The sequence below is a fragment of the Moraxella cuniculi DSM 21768 genome (assembly GCF_900156515.1).
Classification (GTDB): Bacteria; Pseudomonadota; Gammaproteobacteria; order Pseudomonadales; family Moraxellaceae; genus Moraxella; species Moraxella cuniculi.
On the sequence record NZ_FTNU01000001.1, the window covers coordinates 299,962 to 318,827 of the forward strand.

Consider the following 18,866-nt stretch of genomic DNA (forward strand, 5'->3'; position numbering starts at 1 on the left):
TTTTACCTTTTATTTACGGAGTTTGTTATGTCAAACCAAAACCAAAACACTGCCAACCCTGCCCATCTTGTCCAAGAACAGCTTGGTACGCACATTGCCATCGCTTTGAAATATCCCTTTAAAAACGGGCTGGGCGAGACTGTGAGTGAACTTAAAATGCGTCGTGCCAAAGTGGGTGATTTGCGAGCGGTGGGACAGCTTAAAAACGAGATAGAGCAGGAGCTGGCGTTATTTGCTCGCCTAACTTCTCTTGTGCCAGAAGATTTGGATTTGTTAGACCAAGTGGATTACAAGCAAATTCAAGATGCCTTTCGCAAATTTAGCGAACGCTAAGGGCGGTCAGCCTGACCTAAATTGGCTGGATAAGCTCCATGATGCCATCGCTGACCTTGCATGGTGGTATGGGTGGAGTGGGCAAGCTATCGATGAGCTTAATCTTGATGAGTTTGATGTCTGGCTAAAACAACTATCCCGCCAAGCCAAGGCAGGATATGGGCGGAGTGGAGGCTAGGATTGACTTTGGATTTTTGTTAAATATCTATTACCGATATAAGCCGTCATCCCTGTCAGTATCAGCCATGCAGCGATGATGCCATCGTTTGGCACGCTTGTAAAAACACCAACACCAATGAGTGCTGCTGTACAGCCCATGACAACAAGCCCAACAATCAGCTCAATTTTTTCTTTGGTAGGCTTGATAGGCTTGGCGGTTTTCTTAGTTATTCGGTTGTTTTGGGGAATTGCATTCAAAAAAGAAAACAGACCCAAAACGCTGGTGCAAATGAGGTAAAGACAAGTCCCAAGCATCATGCCTGCAAGCATACCAGCTGTTACCAAAAGGCCTGTAATGAGAACGACAAAGGGTGTTAATAAAACAAATGCCAATAAACTGTCAAACCACACGGGCAAAAAATGATACAACCCATAAAGAGTGCAGCCAAATGACAAAAACCCACCAATGATGCTGCAACCATAAATGCACACATCGTCAAATGCTGGGTTGTTGTTTTTGAATTTTGGCATATATTCTCCCTTAATCATTAAGGATTATTCTACCCTATGGCAACCGAATTATCAATTGTTATCAGTGCGTCTGCGATGATTGGCGGGGCGATAAGTGCCTTAAAAACGCTGACGGGTGGGCTGGACAGTGTTCGCCGTAGCTCAAACATTCTGGGCAATGAGCAAAGACGATTAAAAAGCGAGATAGACCGCTTAGGCACTTCATCTGGCGTGTCAAAATTGCAGCGTCAGTATGATAAGCTTGGCAGCACCATGAAAGGTCTTAGAGTCAATGCCATTAAACAAGCAAGTATTCAAACCAGCCTAGAAAATAACCGTGCGGCTCGTGCCAACATGCAAGGCGAAGTCATGGGGCTGGTTGGAGCTGGCATGACGATTGCTGCACCTGTCAAGCTTGCCATTGATTTTGAAAGTGCGATGGCAGATGTCAAAAAAGTGGTGGATTTCGGCGACAATCCTGTGATTGCCAAAAAGCAATTTCAAGAACTGTCTGATGAAATCCTAAACCTATCCACCATTCGCCCTATGTCCGCCAATGATATTGCCCAGATTGTTGCATTGGGTGGTCAGTCAAATATCGCTCGAGGTGAGCTGATGAAATTTGCTGACGATGCGGTCAAAATGGGCGTGGCGTTTGATGTGTCGGCACAGCAAGCAGGTCAGTCAATGGCTGAAATGCGAACCGCCTTTGGCATGAACCAAACGCAGGTAGTGGAACTTGCTGACCAAATCAATTATTTGGGCAATAACACACCTGCCGCCGCCCAAGGCATCATGAACATCGTGCAGCGTGTCGGTGCTTTTGGTGAAGTGGCTGGCTCATCGGCAGGAGCGATTGCTGCGGTGGGTGCGACCATTCGTGGCATGGGGGTTAATGAAGAAATTGCCGCCACGGGCATTAAAAATATGTTTTTGGCGTTAGGAAAAGGTGAGAATGCCACCAAATCACAAAGGGCTGCTTATCAAAAACTGGGACTGGATTCAGAACAAGTCGCCAAAGATATGCAAAAAGATGCAGAAGGTACAACACTTAAAGTCCTAGAATCCATCTCAAAACTTGAAAAGTATGAACAGGGGCAAGTGCTTGAGTCGCTATTTGGTAGCGAGTCTTTGCTGGCTATTGCCCCATTATTATCACAGCTAGACACCTTAAAAGATAACCTAAATAAGGTTGCTGACAGCACGCAATACGCAGGCTCAATGAATGACGAGTACGAGGCACGAGCCGCAACCACTGCCAATAACTTGCAGACGCTTAAGGGTCAGATGGTTGCTTTGGGCATCACTGTAGGTTCTGTGGTGTTGCCTGCCCTAAATGGGCTGGTTAATGATTTAAAGCCCGTCATTGAAAAAGTCATCGCCTTTGCCAAAGCCAATCCTGAGCTTGTTGCCACACTTTTTAAGATAGGGGCTGCTCTTTTTGCCTTTAAAGTGGGTTCTTTGGGTGTGCGATTTGTATTCAGTTTGTTATCAAGTGGACTGCTGAGTGTAATGGGGATAGGCGTTCGCACAGCTGGCACGGTAAAACTGCTGTCGGCATCATTTGGGCTGCTTAAAATGGGTAGAGCTGTCTCTGCCTTGCGATTGTTTGGGTTGTCGGCACGCCAAGCTCGTATTGCGATTAGTCTGTTCACAGGTGGGCTTAATCTCATTCGTTCAGGGGTGGCAGGCTTTGTGTCGGTACTTGGCAAAACCATGACATTTGCAAGGCTGTTTGGTTCATCGCTTGTTGGTGTGGGTATGAAAGCTGCTCAAGCCTTTATGATGGTTGGGCGAGTGATTGCTATTGCAGGCAGAGCAATGCTTACCAATCCAATTGTGCTTATCGGCATGGCAATCGCTGGCGTGGCGTATCTGATTTATAAAAATTGGGATACGGTCAAGCCTGTACTTATCGGCTTTTGGCAATCCATCACCCAGTCTGCAAGCGGTGCGTGGCAATGGCTGGTCGGCATTTGGAGTGGCTTTACCACTTGGTTTGGTGGTCTTTGGACGGGTATTACTGCTTGGGCAAGTAATGCTTGGACGGCAATAACCACTGGGGCAAGCAATGCTTGGAGCTGGCTTGTTGGTATTTGGGGCGGTGTCGTCGCTTGGTTTGGTGGTCTTTGGACATCGGTACAGGCGGTAACAGCTGGTGTATGGACTGGTATCACAGGCTTTATTGGTTCGGTGTGGGCAAGTATTCAAGGGCTGGTGTCGGCAGGTGTGCAAGGCTTGATGGCAATCATTCGTGGATTTAGCCCTGTTTCTGCCTTTGCTGCCGCTTTTTCTGCCGTTTGGGGATTTTTAAGTGGGCTTGTTGGACGCTTTCGCACCTTTGGGGTTAATATCATTCAAGGGCTTATTGGCGGCATCAAATCAATGGCAGGAGCGGTTGTGGGGGCTATCAGTAGTACGGTTGGCAATGTCGCTGGCACCGCTAAAAGAATGCTTGGTATCAACAGCCCCAGCCGTGTGTTTCGTCAGTTTGGTTCGTGGGTGTCTGAGGGTTTGGCGATTGGCATTAACAAAGGTGGTCAAAGACCTGTGTCCGCCATTGGACAAGTGGCAAGTGGCGTTACGGCAAACTTTGGGGCAAAAATGGGCAACTTATCCGCCCAAATCAGTACAAGTGTGGGCGAGCATCAAGCAAGAATGGCAAATGCCAACAACGCCAATGCCCAAAATCAAGGCAGTATCACCATTTATTTTAATCCCACCATCAATGCAAATGGGGGTGATATGGGCAAAATTGAAAGAGCCTTACAATTCTCCCAAACCGAATTTGAAAAAATGTTTAACCGTATGCAAGCGGACAAACTTAGGAGAGCTTACTGATGTATGCAATGCTGGGTGAAATCCCCTTTGAGATAACCGAAAGTTTCACTACTTTAACCATGACGCATGATGCCAAATTTGCCCATCACGAAGTCATACAAGGTAAGCCACGCACACAAGCACTTGGGTTGTTGCTTGCTAAGCTCAAATTTAGCCTACGCCTGCATTGGCGGCTTGGCGATGTCGCCAAAAGTTATCAAGTGCTGCACCAAGCCTTTGTTTCACAAGATGCCCAAGCACTGGTTACAGGCTCTGGGCAGATGATGGGCTTTTATACCATTGGTAGATTGTCCGTAACTACCACCGCCCAAAATGACACAGGCGATACTTTGGCGATGGACATCGATGTGGATTTGACTGAGTTTATCGGCGACCCTACCGCCCCCAATCCCACGCCAGCCATCGCCACCAGCGACAGCGTGCCGTTATTATCGCTCAAAGATGACAGTATCAATGCCCCAATTGACATAGAAACGGCAAGCCTGATGGCGGATGTTGGAGCGTGGACACGCAGCGAAAACTTGCTTAATGGCATTTCATCAAAACTTGCCTTGCTTGGTGAGCTGTCAAACGACCCTGCACGCTATGCTCTGACCTTATCAGAGATTGTGTCAGACGGCTCAACTGTTGTTAAGGGTTTATCAAACATTCCTGCACTGTCCGCTTATGCTGATAGGCTTGGTGGTGTGGGTAGTTTTGGTGGTGCGGTAGCGGATACGCTGGGCAAGGTGGGCGTTGGCATTGGGGCGGTGCAAAGTGGCAATCTGACACAGGCAAAGACCGCCTTTACAGGGGCAATGGGAGCAATGAGCATTGGCAAATCCACCGTGTCTAAACTCACCGCAAAAATTGCCAGTAAAAAACCATTAAAGGGGCTGTTTAGATGAGTAGTGTACTAATCCACACTTGTAATGAGCACGACCGCTTTGATTTAATCGCCCATCGCTATTATGGCACGGTGGACGAGATTGGGCGGATTATTGATGCCAATCCACAGCTTGCTCTGTCGGAAACTTTGGCAGCAGGCACGATGGTGCTTGTACCAATTATCCAAAAATCGCAAGCCAAAAATACCAACTTACCCCCTTGGTTTAGATAATTTTGAAATTAACGGCAATGCGTTCGCCTGCCTAGCACTACCATTTAATTTCTGTAACTATCAGCAGGAGAGAATATGATACAAAACACCGACAAGCCGAAATTTGCCGTCATCTATGAGCAAAAAGACATCACAAACGCCATCACGCCATATTTGTTGGAAATTACTTATACCGACTACCTGTCAGACCAATCAGATGAGATACAAATCACCCTTGAAGATGTGAATGACGACTGGTTGTATGATTGGTATCCTGACAATGGCGACGGCGTGGAGTTATTGCTTGCTGATGATATGGATGAGTTGATTGTCCTTGGGCGATTTGAGATTAGCGAAATTGAATATCGCTATCCGCCATCTGTTGTCGTACTAAAGGCACTCTCCACAGGGATTAGCAAAGCCAATCGTACAAACCAAGCCGAGGTTTATAAAGACACCACGCTTGCCAACATTGTCCGCACAGTGGCAAAACGCCTCAATTTGTCGATAACAGGGCAGATTCGTGATATTAAAATTACCACAGCAACTCAGTACCAAGAACGAGATGTGGAATTTTTGACTCGCCTTGCCAAAACTTATGGTCATAGTTTTAAAATTGTCGATAAAACGCTGGTCTTTTATGACAATGAAAAACTTGGCGAAAACGAAGCGGTGGCAGTGCTGGACAAAACATCAGTCATTGATGTGCGTTTTCGTGATGTTATCAAAGATATGCCAAGCGAGGTGCAAGTCTCTACCTACAACACCCAAAAGAAACAAACCATCACCAAAACCGCCAAGCCCAAACCCAAAAGAAAAGGAGCAAAACCTACCACCACCGACACCCTGAAAATCACCGCTCCCAACAATGCCACAGATGGTGAAGTGGCGGCAATGGCAAATGCCCATGCCCAAAATCAAGCAGATGAGCAAATCGCAGGGGAAATTGAACTGGTTGGCAATGCCATGCTGGTGGCAGGACAGGCGATTTTGGTGCAGGATTTTGGTAAATTTAGTGGCAAATATCTGATTAAACAAGCTCGCCATATACTAAATAGCCAAGGTTTTTTAACCACAATTGAGATTAAAATGCTTGAATATATTGACCCAAGGGCAAGCGATACCCAAGACAAACCAGCAACAGATAAAAAACAGGAAAAACCCCAATGAATTATACCCACAACAACCTATCCGCCACGCTCCAATTTGGCGAAGTTGGTCAAATTGACCCAAAAAGCCATAAAGTGAAAGTTATTTTTAATGCCTTGGGTGGCATGATAAGCGACTGGCTGCCTGTGATTAGCATGGGGGCAGGTGGCAATCAGTTCTACGCCTTGCCTGATGTGGGAGAAACTTGTGTCTGCCTGATGAATGCAAGTGGTGATGGTGGCGTGGTTTTGGGCGTGATTTATAATGACAAAGACACCACGCCTACTGACAATGGCGAGCTGTGGATTAAGCGATTTAGCAACAATACCATCATCAGCCATAACCGCCAAAATGGACAAATTATTGTAGAGACGAGTGGTGATGTACTGATTAAATCTGCCAAGCAGGTAAAACTAGATACACCCATTACCGAATGTACAGGCGATATGAATGTTGCTGGTTCAGTTAGGGCGGGCAATGATGTGATTGCAAATGGCACGAGCCTTAAAAAACACACGCACGGCGGTGTTGCCGCTGGCAATAGCCGAACGGATATGCCTTGACTTATCCAGATTTTTCTTAAAACCCTTTAAAAGACCCTGCGTTTGTCATCTTATACAATACACCCAAGTCAAATTTGGGTGTATTTTTATGACCGCCACAAAGCACCAAAAAGAGCATCGGCATTGGCAATTATCGCCTGACAGTACGGCGATTGCTGACATCTTGGACATTGCTCGCTGCCTTGATATTATCCTTGCCACCAAAAAAGGCTCTGATGTCCTGCGTCCCACCTTTGGTTCAGCTCATTTGGACTATCTTGATGCACCGACCGACATTCTTATCCCTAATATGGTGCGAGAGGTGCATTTGGCGGTGCAAACTTGGGAAAAGCGAGTGGTCATTAAAGACATTTATTTTACAGGAGCTGCACCACATTTGACGATGATAATTGATTGGCAAGTGGCGGACAGTGTCAAAGGTGAGATTTATAAAAGCGATTTTGTGCTTTAACGGCATAACCATGAGGGCGTAAGCGTGGCATTACCAAAACGAGAAAACTTAAAAATCGTGAACGATGACATTGGCACGATTTTAAGTGAAACGATTAAAGATTACGAAAACCGTGCAGGCAAAGTGCTACAACCTGCCCATATTGAACGCTTGCTTATTAACACCTTTGCTTATCGTGAGTTATTGCTACGAAAACAACTTAATGAAGCCTACCGTCAGCAGCACATTCCCTATGCTACAGGCTTGATGCTTGATGTGGCAGGGGCGGATTTTGGCACACATCGGCTGAACGCACAGCCTGCGGATACGGTGTTGGAATTTAGTGTTAGTCCTTCTGAAATTGGCAATTTAACCATTCAAATCGCCAAAGGCACGCAGGTTTTGGCAGGTAATATTGCCTTTGCTGCCAAAGAGGGTGGACAGCTTACCCAAAACAACCCAAGTATTTGTCTAAATGCCACTTGTACCCAAGCAGGCACAGTGGGCAATGGCTATGCCGTGGGGCAAATCAACACGCTGGCAACTCGCCCACATCCGACCATTGCCATATCCGTCAAAAATATCACCATCAGCCAAAATGGGTCAGATGTGGAAAATGACGACAGCTACCGTGAGCGGATTATGCTTGCCTTTGAGCGGTTTAGCAATGCAGGCTCAAAAGGAGCGTATGCTTATTTTGCTCGCTCGGTCAGCCAAGAGATTATTGATGTCTATGTCGGCAATGCAACAGACCGTGAGGGGCAGCCGATTGGCGGGACGGTGGCGGTGCATTTGCTTGGCAGAACAATGCCAGTCTCGGACAATCTTATCCGTGCAGTAAATAAGGCTTTAAATGATGAAAAGGTACGCCCCTTGTGCGATACGGTAACGGTCAATTCTGCCAAGGTGGTGAATTTTACCCTAAATGCCGAGCTAATAACTTTTACAGGAACGAATACTGATGAAATCCTAGAAAATGCCAAAAGTGCGTTTGAGAGTTATCAACAACAAGCCCAAAGCCAACTTGGGCAAGACATTGTGCCACTTAACATCGCCAAAACCTTGCAGGTCGCTGGGGTCTATGATGTACGCCTGATTAGCCCAAGCCTAACAAATATTAACGATGATACCGTTGCTATTTGCAATCACATCAATATCCGCATTGTGGAGCAAACAGATGGATAGGCTCATTTATGCCGATGCGATTGCCAAAGAGCAGCTGTTTACCGCCCTTGCTGATTTGAGCTTGTCGCTTGATGACTTGCCGATTGACAAGCTCTTGATACGCTTGATTGACCTTGTTGATAGCACGCATTTGCCCATTTTGGCAGACAGTATGAGTGTCGCAGGGGTGGACGGTTATTGGCTTGCCGAGAGTGATGAAGCACGGCGAAATCTTATTAAAGGGGCGTATGACTTGCACCGCTACAAAGGCACGCCGTGGGCGGTCAAGGAGATTGTTAGACGGCTGGGTTTTGGCAATGCCACAATCATTGAGGGCTTTGGCGACAAAAGACACAATGGTGAGATTGTAAGGCGAGATGGTGCTTACAATTACGGACATTCTGACCGCTGGGCGTATTACCGCATCATCATTCATGAGCCTATTACAATTGAGCAGGCTAATTTACTTCGTAAAACCCTATCAGCCTTTGCTCCTGCTCGCTGTATCTTGTCCGCCCTTGATTTTACACAGGCAAGCATCAGGCACAATGGCAAAATTGTCCGAGACGGCAGATACACGCGTGGTACAGCTTAACTGACTTAGAAGGAAAAAATATGGCAAATTTACAAGAAACCTCCACTTGGGAAGCTGGTATTTATCAGCTTGAGACATCAGACCCTGTGATGGGTGGCGAAAACGGCGTTGATAATAGAGCTCCAAGACAGCTTGCCAACCGCACGCTATGGCTAAAAAACAAGCTGGCAGCAGACATCGCCAGCGTCAATCAAAGCATCAGCAATTTGACTGGTCAAAAAACTGACAAATCCACCACAATATTAGCAGGACAAGGACTGATGGGTGGCGGTCAGCTAAACTCCTCTCGAATGATTTCGCTTGGCATACCCAGCAAAATCACCGCCAACAGCACCAATACGGCGATATCTAATACCCACAGCCATGAGATTGACAAGGCAAGCACCACCACGCAGGGCATTGTCATGCTGTCAAACAAGACAGATGGCACCGACAGCACCAAGGCAGCCACAGAGTACGCCCTAGGAGAGGTGCATAAACTGGCAACCGCCGCCCAAGCAGCAGCTGATAGCATCAGCCTAGACTGGGCAAATATCCAAAATAAACCAGCACTTGCCGATGCCAGCCACAGCCATCCATGGAGTCAAATTACAGACATACCAACCGCCAGTGCCACCGTCTATGGCATAACACGGCTAAACAATGACCATACCTCAACATCAGGCTATGAGGCTGCCACGCCTTTTGCTGTGCGACAGGTGCATAACAAAGTTATAGCCCTAGAGACGGGCAAACTTGGCAAATCAGAAACCGCTGCAAGTGCCACAAAACTTGCCACCGCTCGCACCATTAATGGCGTAGCGTTTGACGGTAGCCAAAATATCATCATTTATGACAATACCAAACTTGCCAGCAATGGTAACGCCGTCAGTGCATCACGCCTAGCCACCGCTCGCACCATCAGCCTAACTGGTGCGGTAACGGGCAATGTGAGTTTTGATGGGTCGGGCAATGTAAGTTTGGCGACTGTATTGACCAAGGCAACTGTGCGAGAGTTTAATCGCACCATCACCGCACAAGCAACAGTGCCAAACAGCACAACCAACACCATAGAGATGGCAGGTCAAGTGGTGGCATCTGCCGATGGTCTGATTAGGCAATATTTCCACTTGAAACACTTCAGGGATTTCTGGTTTGGGCGAGATGATAATGCAGTGGACTATCAAAATCACCACGTTCCCACCTATAAAATCCCGATTGCTCTATGGACGGCTATGCCAAATAAAGTCCTATCTGTACAAGCCCAAATAATGCGAAGTGGCAATGCCACTTCATCGGTTGAATTTGCAGCGGAAGCTGCCGAACAAGAAGTGGCTTGGGCGTTTCGTCATCAAGGCAGTAATAAAAGCAATGTTTGGTTAAATATGACAAGAACGCATGGCGGTCAATCTGAACATATTGATTTATTTGTGATTGTGGAGGGTTATTGATGCATTATATTCGCTTAACGGATACCGAGGGTCGTTTTGATTGGATTGATGGTAATTTTTTGTTTTTATATGATTTATCAGAAGATGAAATTATTGCCATTGGTGATGATGATTATACCGAGTTTTGCCAAAACCATCAGGGGGATACTCGCTTTATTGATGGTAAGTTTGTCTTTGGTAATAGCAAAACCAATCCAGCCATCATCAAAGCCCAGCACCAATCCCAAATCTGGCAAGCCATCAAACAAAAACGCCACGCCATCACTCGCGGCGGGGTATATCTGCCATCGGTCAAAAAATGGTTTCATACCGACGACAGCTCTCGCACGCAGTACTTGGCATTGCAGATTTTGCCAGAGCTGCCGCCAGAGCTTATGTGGAAAACGATGGATAACAGCTTTGTTAAATTAACCAAGCCACTTTTGGGCGAACTGGCGATGACGATTTTACAAGCTGAACAAGCCGACTTTGCCAATGCTGAAAAGCATCGTTTGGCAATGCTGGCTTCGGACAATCCCTTGGAATATGACTATTCAGCTGGCTGGACAGCAATTTATGAACAAGGAGCCATCAATGAATAAAGTCTATTTAGCCTGTTATCGTGGGCGTAGCGACAAACTCACTTATCGCCTATATGATGGCATTACACGCTTTTTCACTCGTGGCAAATACAGCCACACCGAGATTGCCATCGCCTTACCTGACGGTCGTTATCGGTGCTATTCATCAAGCATTCGCGAAGGCGGTGTGCGTACCAAAATAATGCCCTTAAATCCCGACAAATGGGACTTAATCCCCCTTGATGGGGTCTTGCCCGAACAGATTATCCGTTATTACAAACAAAATCACGGCTTAGGTTATGACCTTTTTGGGGCATTAGGCTGTGTGGTTGGACTGCCTCAAAATGCAGATAAATTCTTTTGTTCCGAGTGGTGCTATAACGCCATTTTTGGGTCAAATCAAGGCTTTCGCTTTAGCCCTAATCAGCTTGCCGAAATTGCCCGTCATTTATCTATTTTAGATAACTGATTTTAACCTTAATTTATTTAGGAGTTTTCAATGTCAAATTCAAACCATCCAATACAAATCACGCCGAATTTTAGCTATCGTGAAATGACACGCAGCGAGACCGCAAGCCGCAATGGTATTAAAAACATACCAAACCAAGCTGAGCTTGCCAATATTAAATATACAGCAAATCAGCTTGAAAAAATCCGCAGTTATCTTAATCAAAAATATCAAAGACCGATTGGCATTATCGTTACTTCCTGCTTTAGAAATGAGACGGTCAATCGCTTGGTGGGTGGCTCAAAAACTTCAGCACATCGATATGGACTGGCGGCAGATTGCGATGCCACAGGTTTTACCTCAAGGGCTTTTGCCAAAGAAATTATTGAAATGAGAGATAAGGGGTTGATTGCCTTTGACCAGTTAATCTTGGAATTTCCAAGCCGTGGTGATGGGGCATGGGTGCATATTGGTTTTAAAAAAGATGGTCGCAATCAAAGAAATCAAATTTTAACCGCTGTAAAAAGAGGAGGTAAAACTGTGTATTTGCAAGGTCTACAAGCAGGTGCAAAATGACTTAAAGACAAGAAAAAGCTGGCTTTTTAGCCAAAAAAGAAAAGACGGTCGGTATGACAATGTTGGAGCATTGCCATACCAGCCACGCAGTTAGGTGCGTAGCCCAAGAACCGCCTGCTTAGCTAAGCGGTGTTATTTTATCACAAAATCTACAGGATTACGCAAAAATGAAACAGCGTTGCATAAATTGCAAAAAACTTTTAGCCATTGGTGCGGGCAATTTTGCCATCAAATGCCCAAGATGCAAAACCTTAAATCACATTAATACTCAGCAAACCCAAGCAAAGCCTGATATTGACAAAGGGCATCGCCCGCATAATGACTGATGTTCATTCATAAATAACCAAATCCCCATCATTGTGAGCGTCCTGAACGCCTTTAACTTTCGAAGGATAAGTTTATGACACTCAATTTACTTGCCACCAAACACTACAAAACCGCTCCGTTACCATTTATCGGGCAAAAGCGAATGTTTTTACAGCATTTTACAAAAATTCTAAAAGACAACATCCCAAATGATGGCGAAGGCTTGACCGTGCTTGATGTCTTTGGTGGTTCTGGGTTGCTTGCTCACAATGCCAAGCGTATTTTGCCAAAGGCAACGGTTATTTATAACGACTTTGATGGCTATGCCGAACGCCTTGCACACATCAATGACACCAATCGTTTACGCCAAGCCTTGTTTGAGCTATTAAAAGACGAACCAAGAAATATCAAACTGTCTGCTGCCGCCAAAGCTCAAGTGAACAATTTGATTGCCAAAAGTGCTGACAGCGGGACTTTTATTGATGTGCAAACCTTGGCAGGCTGGTTATTATTCAGCGGTCGGCAAGTGAGTAGCCTTGATGAGTTTCTAGCCGAAAGCACCTTTTATAACCGCATTACCAAGACTGATTATCCAAGTGCGGACAATTATCTTGATGGCCTTATCATCGAGTGCCTAGACTTTGAAAAACTGTTGCAAAAATACCAAGACACACCAAATTGCTTGCTTATTCTAGACCCACCTTATGTTTGTACAAAGCAAGGAGCATACGCCAAGCACGGTTATTTTGGCATGACCAAGTTTTTAACTTTAATGAACTATGTGCGTCCGCCTTACATCTTTTTTAGCTCCACCAAAAGTGAGCTTATGGATTATATGGCGTACCTTAAAAAATACGAGCCTGACACTTGGCAAAGGCTTGGTGGTTTTGACCATATCAGGGTCAATTCATTTGTCAGTGCAAAAGTTAGCTATGAGGATAATATTTTGGTGAAGTTTAAAAGCTGAAATTTATCTCAAAAGACAGGGCTTCTCCCAGTAAGTACGGCAGTATGTATCTTATAAATTAACAAGTTAAGAGGTGAGTTTGTTAGATATGCAAAATTATCCATGATAACATTCAAGCAAGCGTCCAAAAAGATAATCCAAGCCAAAAACACCCCAAGCTGTGAAGTTTGGGGTGTTTTTATGGTAAATTTACCACAATGAAATTATCTTACACTCAGTGCAACAAAATCAAAAAGGGATTTATTGCAAAAATGGGCGAGATTTTTCGCGGTTGGCATCAGTCAAGACCAATACCAATACACCTACAATCAACAACAAGCAGGATTTAGTGCCGATGTTGGCTTTGATGGCAAACCCCAGAACCTTAGTGTCAATGGGGGCAAAACCAACATAGATGTCAGCTACGCCCAAGTAACCAACCAATCAGGCATCAAAGCCAATCAATCAACCCTATCTGTACAAGGACAAGGTAGCTTCACTGGTGGCTATCTTATCACCTATGCAGGTAAAAACCAAACCCAATTTACCCAAGGTATCCAAACCCAAAACATTGAAAATCACCTAAATTATGAAGGTGATGCCATCAGTGTCGGTGTAGGGATTGGTTTTAATAACAAAGAGCAAGACAGCGAGGGCAGCCAAATCAAAACCAGCTACAACGCTAGTTTGCAAGGCATTGGTTATGGTACAATACCCCCAACCAACAAAACCAGCACCACCCATTCTGCCATCACAGACCAAGCAGGACTTGACTACATCAACACAGAAAACTTCAACCAACCAGAAGTGCAAAATAAACTAAATCAAATCATTACTAATGATTTTGATAAGGAGCAAGCGATTAAAGAGCTAAATGCTCAAGTGGTAATTACCACAGAATTTGGTAAAGAAGCCCCAAAAAGAATCGGTGATTATGCCCAAAACAAAGAACTTGAACTGCTTGCACAGGGCAACACCGAAGAAGCTAAGAAATGGGCAGAGGGTGGGGTTTATCGTGTTGCTTTGCATACCCTAATTGGTGTTTTAGGTACTGGCACGGTTGAAGGAGCCATCACCACAGGATCTGTTGCCCTATCTGCACCAATACTAAATAAGATATCCCAACAAGCAATCAAGATACTTATTGATCAAGGTGTATCACCACAGATTGCCAAAAATGCCGTTGATCTCGTCAGTAATCTCGGCATTGCAACAATCACCCAACTGGCAGGAGTGGATACAGTAACTACAGCCACAGCATTGAATGTAGATGCGTTTAATAGGCAGTTGCATAAGCAGGAAAAAGACCTTGCTGCGACATTGGTTGGTTTAGCCAAAAAGAAAGGATTAAAAAAACCTGACGGGAAATCTTATACGCTTCAAGATATTGAGGATGCTTTGCGTTGGGCAAATAGTGGTCGTTACAATGAGAGATTTAATCAGAAGGTAGGTGCTGTAATTAATTCACAAAATACCTCTAAGATTAAAAATGTGCTTTATGATAACGCAATTGGTAAAGAGTACGATCCAAGACTTTGGAATGTTGATACACGAAATGGTATTGTTAGCATGAATCAAAATTTTAGCAATATCAAAAAACCAGATGATAATTTAATAAAATTTATCCAAGTACAAGCATCGAGTTATAAATATACATGGTATAAGGATAATATTGCCACCAATAAGCCAAGTTCAAAATCCACGCCAGTTACACATACGGTCATGCCAATAAAGCAGGTTACTCAACAGGAAATAGATTCTCGCAATGCTGCCATTATGAGTGGCAATTACCAAGAGTGTGCTTTTAATGAGACGGTATATTGCAGGCAACAAGATCAAAAAGTAGTTACAACAATGAATAATGCCTCACATTTTATACCAGTCATGGGGAAGACGCTTTATGCTGTAACAAAACCATTGGCAGTGGCATCAAAAATAGAAAATGAGGGTTTTAGCAAGGCGGTTCTTGGCGAGTTTGTCTCTAAGAGAACAGAAAATGCTGTTGGTTCAAACAAAAAAATATCGGCAGTTATTGATCAGATGGGTGTCAATGATACTATCACAGATTGTATTTATAATAATTTTAATTCACAATCATCTAAGGGAAATGAAAATGTATGTCAGTAATAACATATTACTTGGAGTATCACTAGCTATTAGCTCAGTAGTGGCTATCACATTTAAAGATTCATTTGGCTTTAGTTTTGGTCAATTTGTTATGGCTTTTGCGACCAATCTCTTATTTCTTCCTGCTATACGTGATTATTTTGCAGGGTTGGAGTTTGAGTCAGTAGGCATGAGAACAAAAGCTACGGCTAGCAAAATCGAAAGGTTTGTTTTCTTTTTATTGACGCTTGGCATCTACTTCCTTATCATTGTTGGTATATTTTTAGGAGCCGTACTAGAATAACACTTATATTATACTAGCTTTATAAAGATAACCCATTGTAAAATAAACAAAAAGCCTAAAAAGCTTGCTTGAATTTTTGTACTTGGAATAACTGCTCGTTCAGCAACTTTATTTTATTACAAAATCAGGTTTGTGATAGACTATCATTTAGCCCAAGAAACCAAAGAGTTCTTTGATGATGAAATTGAACTTGATGAGGGCAACAAAGGTTGCACTCAAAAAGGCAAGCGTGGTTGTGGTGCTGGTGGTAAAACTGCTGTGTTTGGTTTGTTAAAGCGAAATGGTAGGTTTATGTGGTTGTTGTTAAAGATACCAAGCAAAGCACTCTAATGTCTATCATAACAAGTAAAGTTAAGCCTGACAGCATTGTTTATACCGACAGCCTGTTATCAAAGAATGTGAGTTTGGATTTAACTGTGGTATGCCATCTAGTCAACTTAAGGTATTGAGAAAATGGCGTGGAGGGGGTAAGCCTTATCTACTACAGCCTCTTTTTATATTTTTAATGCTTTGACATGGAATTTTATTGGTTTATAAAAATGAATGCAAATAAAATTATGCTTATCGCCCCCGTTTTAATGGGTATGATTGCATCAATTGAGCAAAATCAGAAATATTATTTTGATTTTTATGAATTTTTTGCAGTATCGATTATTTCTTTGATGTTTTTTGTTAATATTTGGAGATATATTTATGGAAAGGATTTTTGGTCGCTTGGAGTAAAAGTAAGATCAAATGAGCATAAGCTATCAAGATTTTTTTGGTTTTCTTTGACGATTATATGTTATTCCGTAGGCATTTTTTATTTTTTATTTAGAGTTTAGCTCATTGGGGTTATTGCAAATCATCTGAAAACAAAGCCCAAAAGATACAAACCAACCTAAGAATCTTCGATAGCATCACCTCTGCCTTGTACACTCCTAATTCAAATGGTATCATAGGCGATGTGGCAAGAGCGGCAAGTCCAGAGCTTGCTTATCGGATTGGGCAATATTTTAAAGAAAACAAACTCAAAAACGAAATTGATGGTGGTAATCGCCCAGAAGAACAAAGCCCGCAACACCTACTAGCCCATACCATACTAGGTGCTGCCGTAAGCTACGCCACAGGCAATAACCCAATAACAGGTGCTGTATCAGGAGCAACCAATGAAGCTGTTGCTCCAGTTTTATCAAATTATTTATATGGCACCAAAGACCCAAGCGAACTTAGCCAAGAACAAAAAGATACCATCACAAGTATCTTAAGCTTAACCACAGCTACCACTGCTTATAGCACAACAGGCGGTAGTGTAGCCGATGCAGTTAATGGAGCTGAGATTGGGAGAGTTGGGGTTGAGTGGAATGGGGGTGCTAATTCTGTGCAAAAACACAGAGCAATTAATGCTGGGGCGTGTAGAGCTGGTGATGTTAATGCTTGCAATATTGAAACATTGAAAAGCATTATTGCCAGACAAATTCATAATGGAGCATCTTATATCCTAAAAAGCGTACAGACCCAAGATGATGTTACTATTTTTAATTTTGGATATGGAGTGGGAGGATATAGCTTCGTGATGAACAATTACAATGGAAATATTTATATAACAGATATGTTTGAAGTGGCATTATCTACAAAAGTTACTGGATTTTCGACCTCATTGACTTGGGGAAATTATTCCCAAAGACCAAAATCGTCTAAAGACCTAGATGATAAAATCTCAGGAGCTTCTCTAACTATCTTAGGGTGTCATCGGGGGCTATGCACGGGTAATTCTATCGGCTCAAAGAATCATACATTTTTAAGAGGTGTTGGCACAAATCAATATAGTTATTCTGGTGGCAAACTAAAATTTTCAGGATATCATCTAGACAAACAAACATCAAAAATTGTCGCAGGTCCTGCACCTGGGAGTAGTCCAAAATGAAGTCTTTGATATTTACTATCTTTATTTTCTTTTCTGTAATTATTTATTCATCTTGCAACAAACCAGATTATAGCAATCCAGCCATTCCAAAGAGACATGAAGTTTATCAACAAGTAAGACAGCAAATGAATGACATCTCAAAAGGCATTGGCTTGCCTGACAGTGTAGAGACATTGAATCGACCTACAGCGGTTTATGTTAATTATATCTATAATGAATATGATGATGAATTAATCAATCGTATCAACTCCGTTATGTCGAATCAGAAATGGGTTGAGATTAAAATAGATAACACGGAATATCAAAAATTTTTAGCTGTTTATTGTAAAAATGAATTTAGGGTGGATGTATTTACTATGCCTAATCAATCAGGGTTAAATGTGTCATTAAACTGGGATGGTTGGGTTAAAATTTGTGAAAAGTCTATGGGTTAGTTGTGTTTTTGTTAAGTTGTAGATGTGGATAAAACCAACCAGACAAATTCTAACTTACAAGGCTTAGGCTATGGTACAATAGACCCAACCAACAACAAACCCAAAACCAACTTAACCAAATCATCAACAATGATTTTAACAAAGACAAAGTATTTCAAAATAATTAAAGGGAATTATGATTCAAAAAAGATTTTGCGATTTGTTGTTTGGTAAAAAAACTTGTTTGGTAAAAAAACACTGATTATATTATGCATTGCACTCTTTTTATTTATTTTGTATGATAGACTAACACCAAGCACGAAAAAGTATCATATTGGATATAATGAGCATTTAAACATGCATACTTTAGTGGCTAGAAGAAAAGACGGAGAGTCCTTTACTGTTTCTAGAGGCATTGTTGATTATTTTCTTGAAAACAAATTTCTGATTTTGTATGGTTTAAAGTCTGAGATCTGTTCAGGTCAATCGATATATGATATTTTGTATGATTAAAAAATTTATTATATTGTAGACACTAGGGACGACACATTAACAGTATTGCATAGTTATGAAGAGTATAAACGCTACTTGGTTTTAAATAATATTAAAAATTTACAAGACTTTACTTTAAGTGATGATATTTTAGTTAAAATTCGCCAGACAAACAAAAGGTATGAAAGTGAGGGTTGTGAATAGCTGTGATTATCTCATACCATACTAGGTGCTGCCACAAGCTATGCCACAGGTAATAACCCAATGACAGGTGCTGTATCAGGAGCAACCAATGAAGCTGTTGCTCCAGTTTTATCAAATTATCTATATGGCAAAAAACCAAACGAGCTAAGCCAAGAACAAAAAGATACCATCACAAGTATCTTAAGCCTAACCACAGCCATCACTACCTACACCACAACAGGCGGTAGTGTAGTCGACGCAGTTAATGGAGCTGAGATTGGGAGAGTTGGGGTTGAGTGGAATCAAGGTTTGATTTTACATGGGGGAGCACTAGGAGAGCCGAATGGGGTGGATGTCCTAAGGGGAACCATAAC

General features: G+C 43.0%; 24 protein-coding genes and 1 pseudogene. 23 read left to right on the plus strand and 2 right to left on the minus strand.

Annotated elements, in window-relative coordinates; genetic code table 11:
• Positions 1-27: 27 nt before the first annotated feature.
• Positions 28-333 (plus strand): phage tail assembly protein, encoded by a 306-nt coding sequence (locus BW928_RS01470; RefSeq protein WP_076554454.1) that lies wholly within the window; start codon positions 28-30, stop codon positions 331-333.
• On the plus strand, positions 305-511 hold the full coding sequence (locus tag BW928_RS01475; RefSeq protein ID WP_078309890.1) for a GpE family phage tail protein: 207 nt from the start codon (positions 305-307) through the stop codon (positions 509-511). Before BW928_RS01470 ends, BW928_RS01475 begins: the two co-directional genes overlap by 29 nt.
• Here the strand turns inward: BW928_RS01475 and BW928_RS01480 are convergent.
• Positions 508-1,023 (minus strand): hypothetical protein, encoded by a 516-nt coding sequence (locus BW928_RS01480; RefSeq protein WP_076554455.1) that lies wholly within the window; start codon positions 1,021-1,023, stop codon positions 508-510. The genes BW928_RS01475 and BW928_RS01480 overlap by 4 nt on opposite strands.
• Before the next feature lie 36 nt (positions 1,024-1,059).
• On the opposite strand from BW928_RS01480, the gene BW928_RS01485 reads away from it, so the two are divergent.
• The 14 genes from BW928_RS01485 to BW928_RS01550 all read left to right on the plus strand — a co-directional run bounded on the left by BW928_RS01485 (position 1,060) and on the right by BW928_RS01550 (position 13,109).
• Positions 1,060-3,843 (plus strand): phage tail tape measure protein, encoded by a 2,784-nt coding sequence (locus BW928_RS01485; protein ID WP_076554456.1) that lies wholly within the window; start codon positions 1,060-1,062, stop codon positions 3,841-3,843.
• Positions 3,843-4,730, plus strand: a complete 888-nt coding sequence (locus BW928_RS01490) for a phage tail protein (RefSeq protein WP_076554457.1) — start codon at positions 3,843-3,845, stop codon at positions 4,728-4,730. Before BW928_RS01485 ends, BW928_RS01490 begins: the two co-directional genes overlap by 1 nt.
• Complete coding sequence (locus BW928_RS01495; protein WP_076554458.1) at positions 4,727-4,942, plus strand: tail protein X; 216 nt, start codon at positions 4,727-4,729, stop codon at positions 4,940-4,942. The genes BW928_RS01490 and BW928_RS01495 overlap by 4 nt, the downstream gene beginning before the upstream one ends.
• 75 nt (positions 4,943-5,017) lie before the next feature.
• Positions 5,018-6,091 carry a phage late control D family protein gene (locus BW928_RS01500; RefSeq protein WP_076554459.1) on the plus strand — a complete coding sequence of 358 codons (1,074 nt, stop codon included), beginning with the start codon at positions 5,018-5,020 and terminating at the stop codon, positions 6,089-6,091.
• Positions 6,088-6,633, plus strand: coding sequence for a phage baseplate assembly protein V (locus tag BW928_RS01505; protein WP_076554460.1), 546 nt, complete (start codon positions 6,088-6,090; stop codon positions 6,631-6,633). Before BW928_RS01500 ends, BW928_RS01505 begins: the two co-directional genes overlap by 4 nt.
• 88 nt (positions 6,634-6,721) lie before the next feature.
• Positions 6,722-7,084, plus strand: a complete 363-nt coding sequence (locus BW928_RS01510; RefSeq protein ID WP_076554461.1) for a GPW/gp25 family protein — start codon at positions 6,722-6,724, stop codon at positions 7,082-7,084.
• 24 nt (positions 7,085-7,108) lie between these two features.
• Complete coding sequence (locus BW928_RS01515) at positions 7,109-8,248, plus strand: baseplate assembly protein (RefSeq protein ID WP_076554462.1); 1,140 nt, start codon at positions 7,109-7,111, stop codon at positions 8,246-8,248.
• Positions 8,241-8,822, plus strand: coding sequence for a phage tail protein (locus BW928_RS01520; RefSeq protein WP_076554463.1), 582 nt, complete (start codon positions 8,241-8,243; stop codon positions 8,820-8,822). The genes BW928_RS01515 and BW928_RS01520 overlap by 8 nt, the downstream gene beginning before the upstream one ends.
• A gap of 20 nt (positions 8,823-8,842) precedes the next feature.
• Complete coding sequence (locus BW928_RS01525) at positions 8,843-10,252, plus strand: tail fiber protein (protein WP_076554464.1); 1,410 nt, start codon at positions 8,843-8,845, stop codon at positions 10,250-10,252.
• Positions 10,252-10,833, plus strand: a complete 582-nt coding sequence (locus BW928_RS01530; protein WP_076554465.1) for a DUF4376 domain-containing protein — start codon at positions 10,252-10,254, stop codon at positions 10,831-10,833. The genes BW928_RS01525 and BW928_RS01530 overlap by 1 nt, the downstream gene beginning before the upstream one ends.
• Positions 10,826-11,281: an enoyl-CoA hydratase gene (locus BW928_RS01535; protein ID WP_076554466.1), complete on the plus strand. Its 456-nt coding sequence runs from the start codon at positions 10,826-10,828 to the stop codon at positions 11,279-11,281. The genes BW928_RS01530 and BW928_RS01535 overlap by 8 nt, the downstream gene beginning before the upstream one ends.
• Positions 11,282-11,311: 30 nt before the next feature.
• Positions 11,312-11,836 carry a D-Ala-D-Ala carboxypeptidase family metallohydrolase gene (locus BW928_RS01540; protein ID WP_200800819.1) on the plus strand — a complete coding sequence of 175 codons (525 nt, stop codon included), beginning with the start codon at positions 11,312-11,314 and terminating at the stop codon, positions 11,834-11,836.
• Positions 11,837-12,003: 167 nt separating this feature from the next.
• On the plus strand, positions 12,004-12,162 hold the full coding sequence (locus tag BW928_RS11260; protein ID WP_078309893.1) for a zinc finger domain-containing protein: 159 nt from the start codon (positions 12,004-12,006) through the stop codon (positions 12,160-12,162).
• A gap of 74 nt (positions 12,163-12,236) precedes the next feature.
• On the plus strand, positions 12,237-13,109 hold the full coding sequence (locus BW928_RS01550) for a DNA adenine methylase (RefSeq protein ID WP_076554467.1): 873 nt from the start codon (positions 12,237-12,239) through the stop codon (positions 13,107-13,109).
• 240 nt (positions 13,110-13,349) lie between these two features.
• Here the strand turns inward: BW928_RS01550 and BW928_RS11575 are convergent, their stop codons facing one another.
• A complete protein-coding gene (locus tag BW928_RS11575) occupies positions 13,350-13,520 on the minus strand; it encodes a hypothetical protein (RefSeq protein WP_158078422.1) in 171 nt (56 codons plus the stop codon).
• A gap of 255 nt (positions 13,521-13,775) precedes the next feature.
• Here BW928_RS11575 and BW928_RS01555 point away from each other — a divergent pair, with 255 nt between their 5' ends.
• The 7 genes and pseudogenes from BW928_RS01555 to BW928_RS01585 form a co-directional block, all read left to right on the plus strand.
• Entirely contained in the window at positions 13,776-15,215 is a 1,440-nt protein-coding gene (locus BW928_RS01555; RefSeq protein ID WP_143821442.1) for a hypothetical protein, read from the plus strand.
• Positions 15,202-15,498 carry a hypothetical protein gene (locus tag BW928_RS01560; protein WP_076554469.1) on the plus strand — a complete coding sequence of 99 codons (297 nt, stop codon included), beginning with the start codon at positions 15,202-15,204 and terminating at the stop codon, positions 15,496-15,498. The genes BW928_RS01555 and BW928_RS01560 overlap by 14 nt, the downstream gene beginning before the upstream one ends.
• Positions 15,499-15,570: 72 nt before the next feature.
• Positions 15,571-16,012: pseudogene (locus tag BW928_RS01565) on the plus strand (transposase).
• A gap of 25 nt (positions 16,013-16,037) precedes the next feature.
• Positions 16,038-16,322: a hypothetical protein gene (locus tag BW928_RS01570; protein ID WP_076554470.1), complete on the plus strand. Its 285-nt coding sequence runs from the start codon at positions 16,038-16,040 to the stop codon at positions 16,320-16,322.
• A gap of 122 nt (positions 16,323-16,444) precedes the next feature.
• Positions 16,445-17,404 (plus strand): VENN motif pre-toxin domain-containing protein, encoded by a 960-nt coding sequence (locus BW928_RS01575; RefSeq protein ID WP_076554471.1) that lies wholly within the window; start codon positions 16,445-16,447, stop codon positions 17,402-17,404.
• Positions 17,401-17,838 carry a hypothetical protein gene (locus tag BW928_RS01580; protein ID WP_076554472.1) on the plus strand — a complete coding sequence of 146 codons (438 nt, stop codon included), beginning with the start codon at positions 17,401-17,403 and terminating at the stop codon, positions 17,836-17,838. The genes BW928_RS01575 and BW928_RS01580 overlap by 4 nt, the downstream gene beginning before the upstream one ends.
• Positions 17,839-18,573: 735 nt before the next feature.
• Positions 18,574-18,866: VENN motif pre-toxin domain-containing protein (locus tag BW928_RS01585; RefSeq protein WP_076554473.1), on the plus strand; the 293-nt coding region annotated here is incomplete at its 3' end.

Excerpts from the sequence above, each read along its gene's own strand:
- BW928_RS01470 (WP_076554454.1), top strand. The coding sequence starts at position 28 with ATGTCAAACCAAAACCAAAACACTGCCAACCCTGCCCATCTTGTCCAA.
- BW928_RS01475 (WP_078309890.1), top strand. The coding sequence starts at position 305 with ATGCCTTTCGCAAATTTAGCGAACGCTAAGGGCGGTCAGCCTGACCTA.
- BW928_RS01480 (WP_076554455.1), bottom strand. The coding sequence starts at position 1,023 with ATGCCAAAATTCAAAAACAACAACCCAGCATTTGACGATGTGTGCATT.
- BW928_RS01485 (WP_076554456.1), top strand. The coding sequence starts at position 1,060 with ATGGCAACCGAATTATCAATTGTTATCAGTGCGTCTGCGATGATTGGC.
- BW928_RS01490 (WP_076554457.1), top strand. The coding sequence starts at position 3,843 with ATGTATGCAATGCTGGGTGAAATCCCCTTTGAGATAACCGAAAGTTTC.
- BW928_RS01495 (WP_076554458.1), top strand. The coding sequence starts at position 4,727 with ATGAGTAGTGTACTAATCCACACTTGTAATGAGCACGACCGCTTTGAT.
- BW928_RS01500 (WP_076554459.1), top strand. The coding sequence starts at position 5,018 with ATGATACAAAACACCGACAAGCCGAAATTTGCCGTCATCTATGAGCAA.
- BW928_RS01505 (WP_076554460.1), top strand. The coding sequence starts at position 6,088 with ATGAATTATACCCACAACAACCTATCCGCCACGCTCCAATTTGGCGAA.
- BW928_RS01510 (WP_076554461.1), top strand. The coding sequence starts at position 6,722 with ATGACCGCCACAAAGCACCAAAAAGAGCATCGGCATTGGCAATTATCG.
- BW928_RS01520 (WP_076554463.1), top strand. The coding sequence starts at position 8,241 with ATGGATAGGCTCATTTATGCCGATGCGATTGCCAAAGAGCAGCTGTTT.
- BW928_RS01525 (WP_076554464.1), top strand. The coding sequence starts at position 8,843 with ATGGCAAATTTACAAGAAACCTCCACTTGGGAAGCTGGTATTTATCAG.
- BW928_RS01530 (WP_076554465.1), top strand. The coding sequence starts at position 10,252 with ATGCATTATATTCGCTTAACGGATACCGAGGGTCGTTTTGATTGGATT.
- BW928_RS01535 (WP_076554466.1), top strand. The coding sequence starts at position 10,826 with ATGAATAAAGTCTATTTAGCCTGTTATCGTGGGCGTAGCGACAAACTC.
- BW928_RS01540 (WP_200800819.1), top strand. The coding sequence starts at position 11,312 with ATGTCAAATTCAAACCATCCAATACAAATCACGCCGAATTTTAGCTAT.
- BW928_RS11260 (WP_078309893.1), top strand. The coding sequence starts at position 12,004 with ATGAAACAGCGTTGCATAAATTGCAAAAAACTTTTAGCCATTGGTGCG.
- BW928_RS01550 (WP_076554467.1), top strand. The coding sequence starts at position 12,237 with ATGACACTCAATTTACTTGCCACCAAACACTACAAAACCGCTCCGTTA.
- BW928_RS01560 (WP_076554469.1), top strand. The coding sequence starts at position 15,202 with ATGTATGTCAGTAATAACATATTACTTGGAGTATCACTAGCTATTAGC.
- BW928_RS01570 (WP_076554470.1), top strand. The coding sequence starts at position 16,038 with ATGAATGCAAATAAAATTATGCTTATCGCCCCCGTTTTAATGGGTATG.
- BW928_RS01580 (WP_076554472.1), top strand. The coding sequence starts at position 17,401 with ATGAAGTCTTTGATATTTACTATCTTTATTTTCTTTTCTGTAATTATT.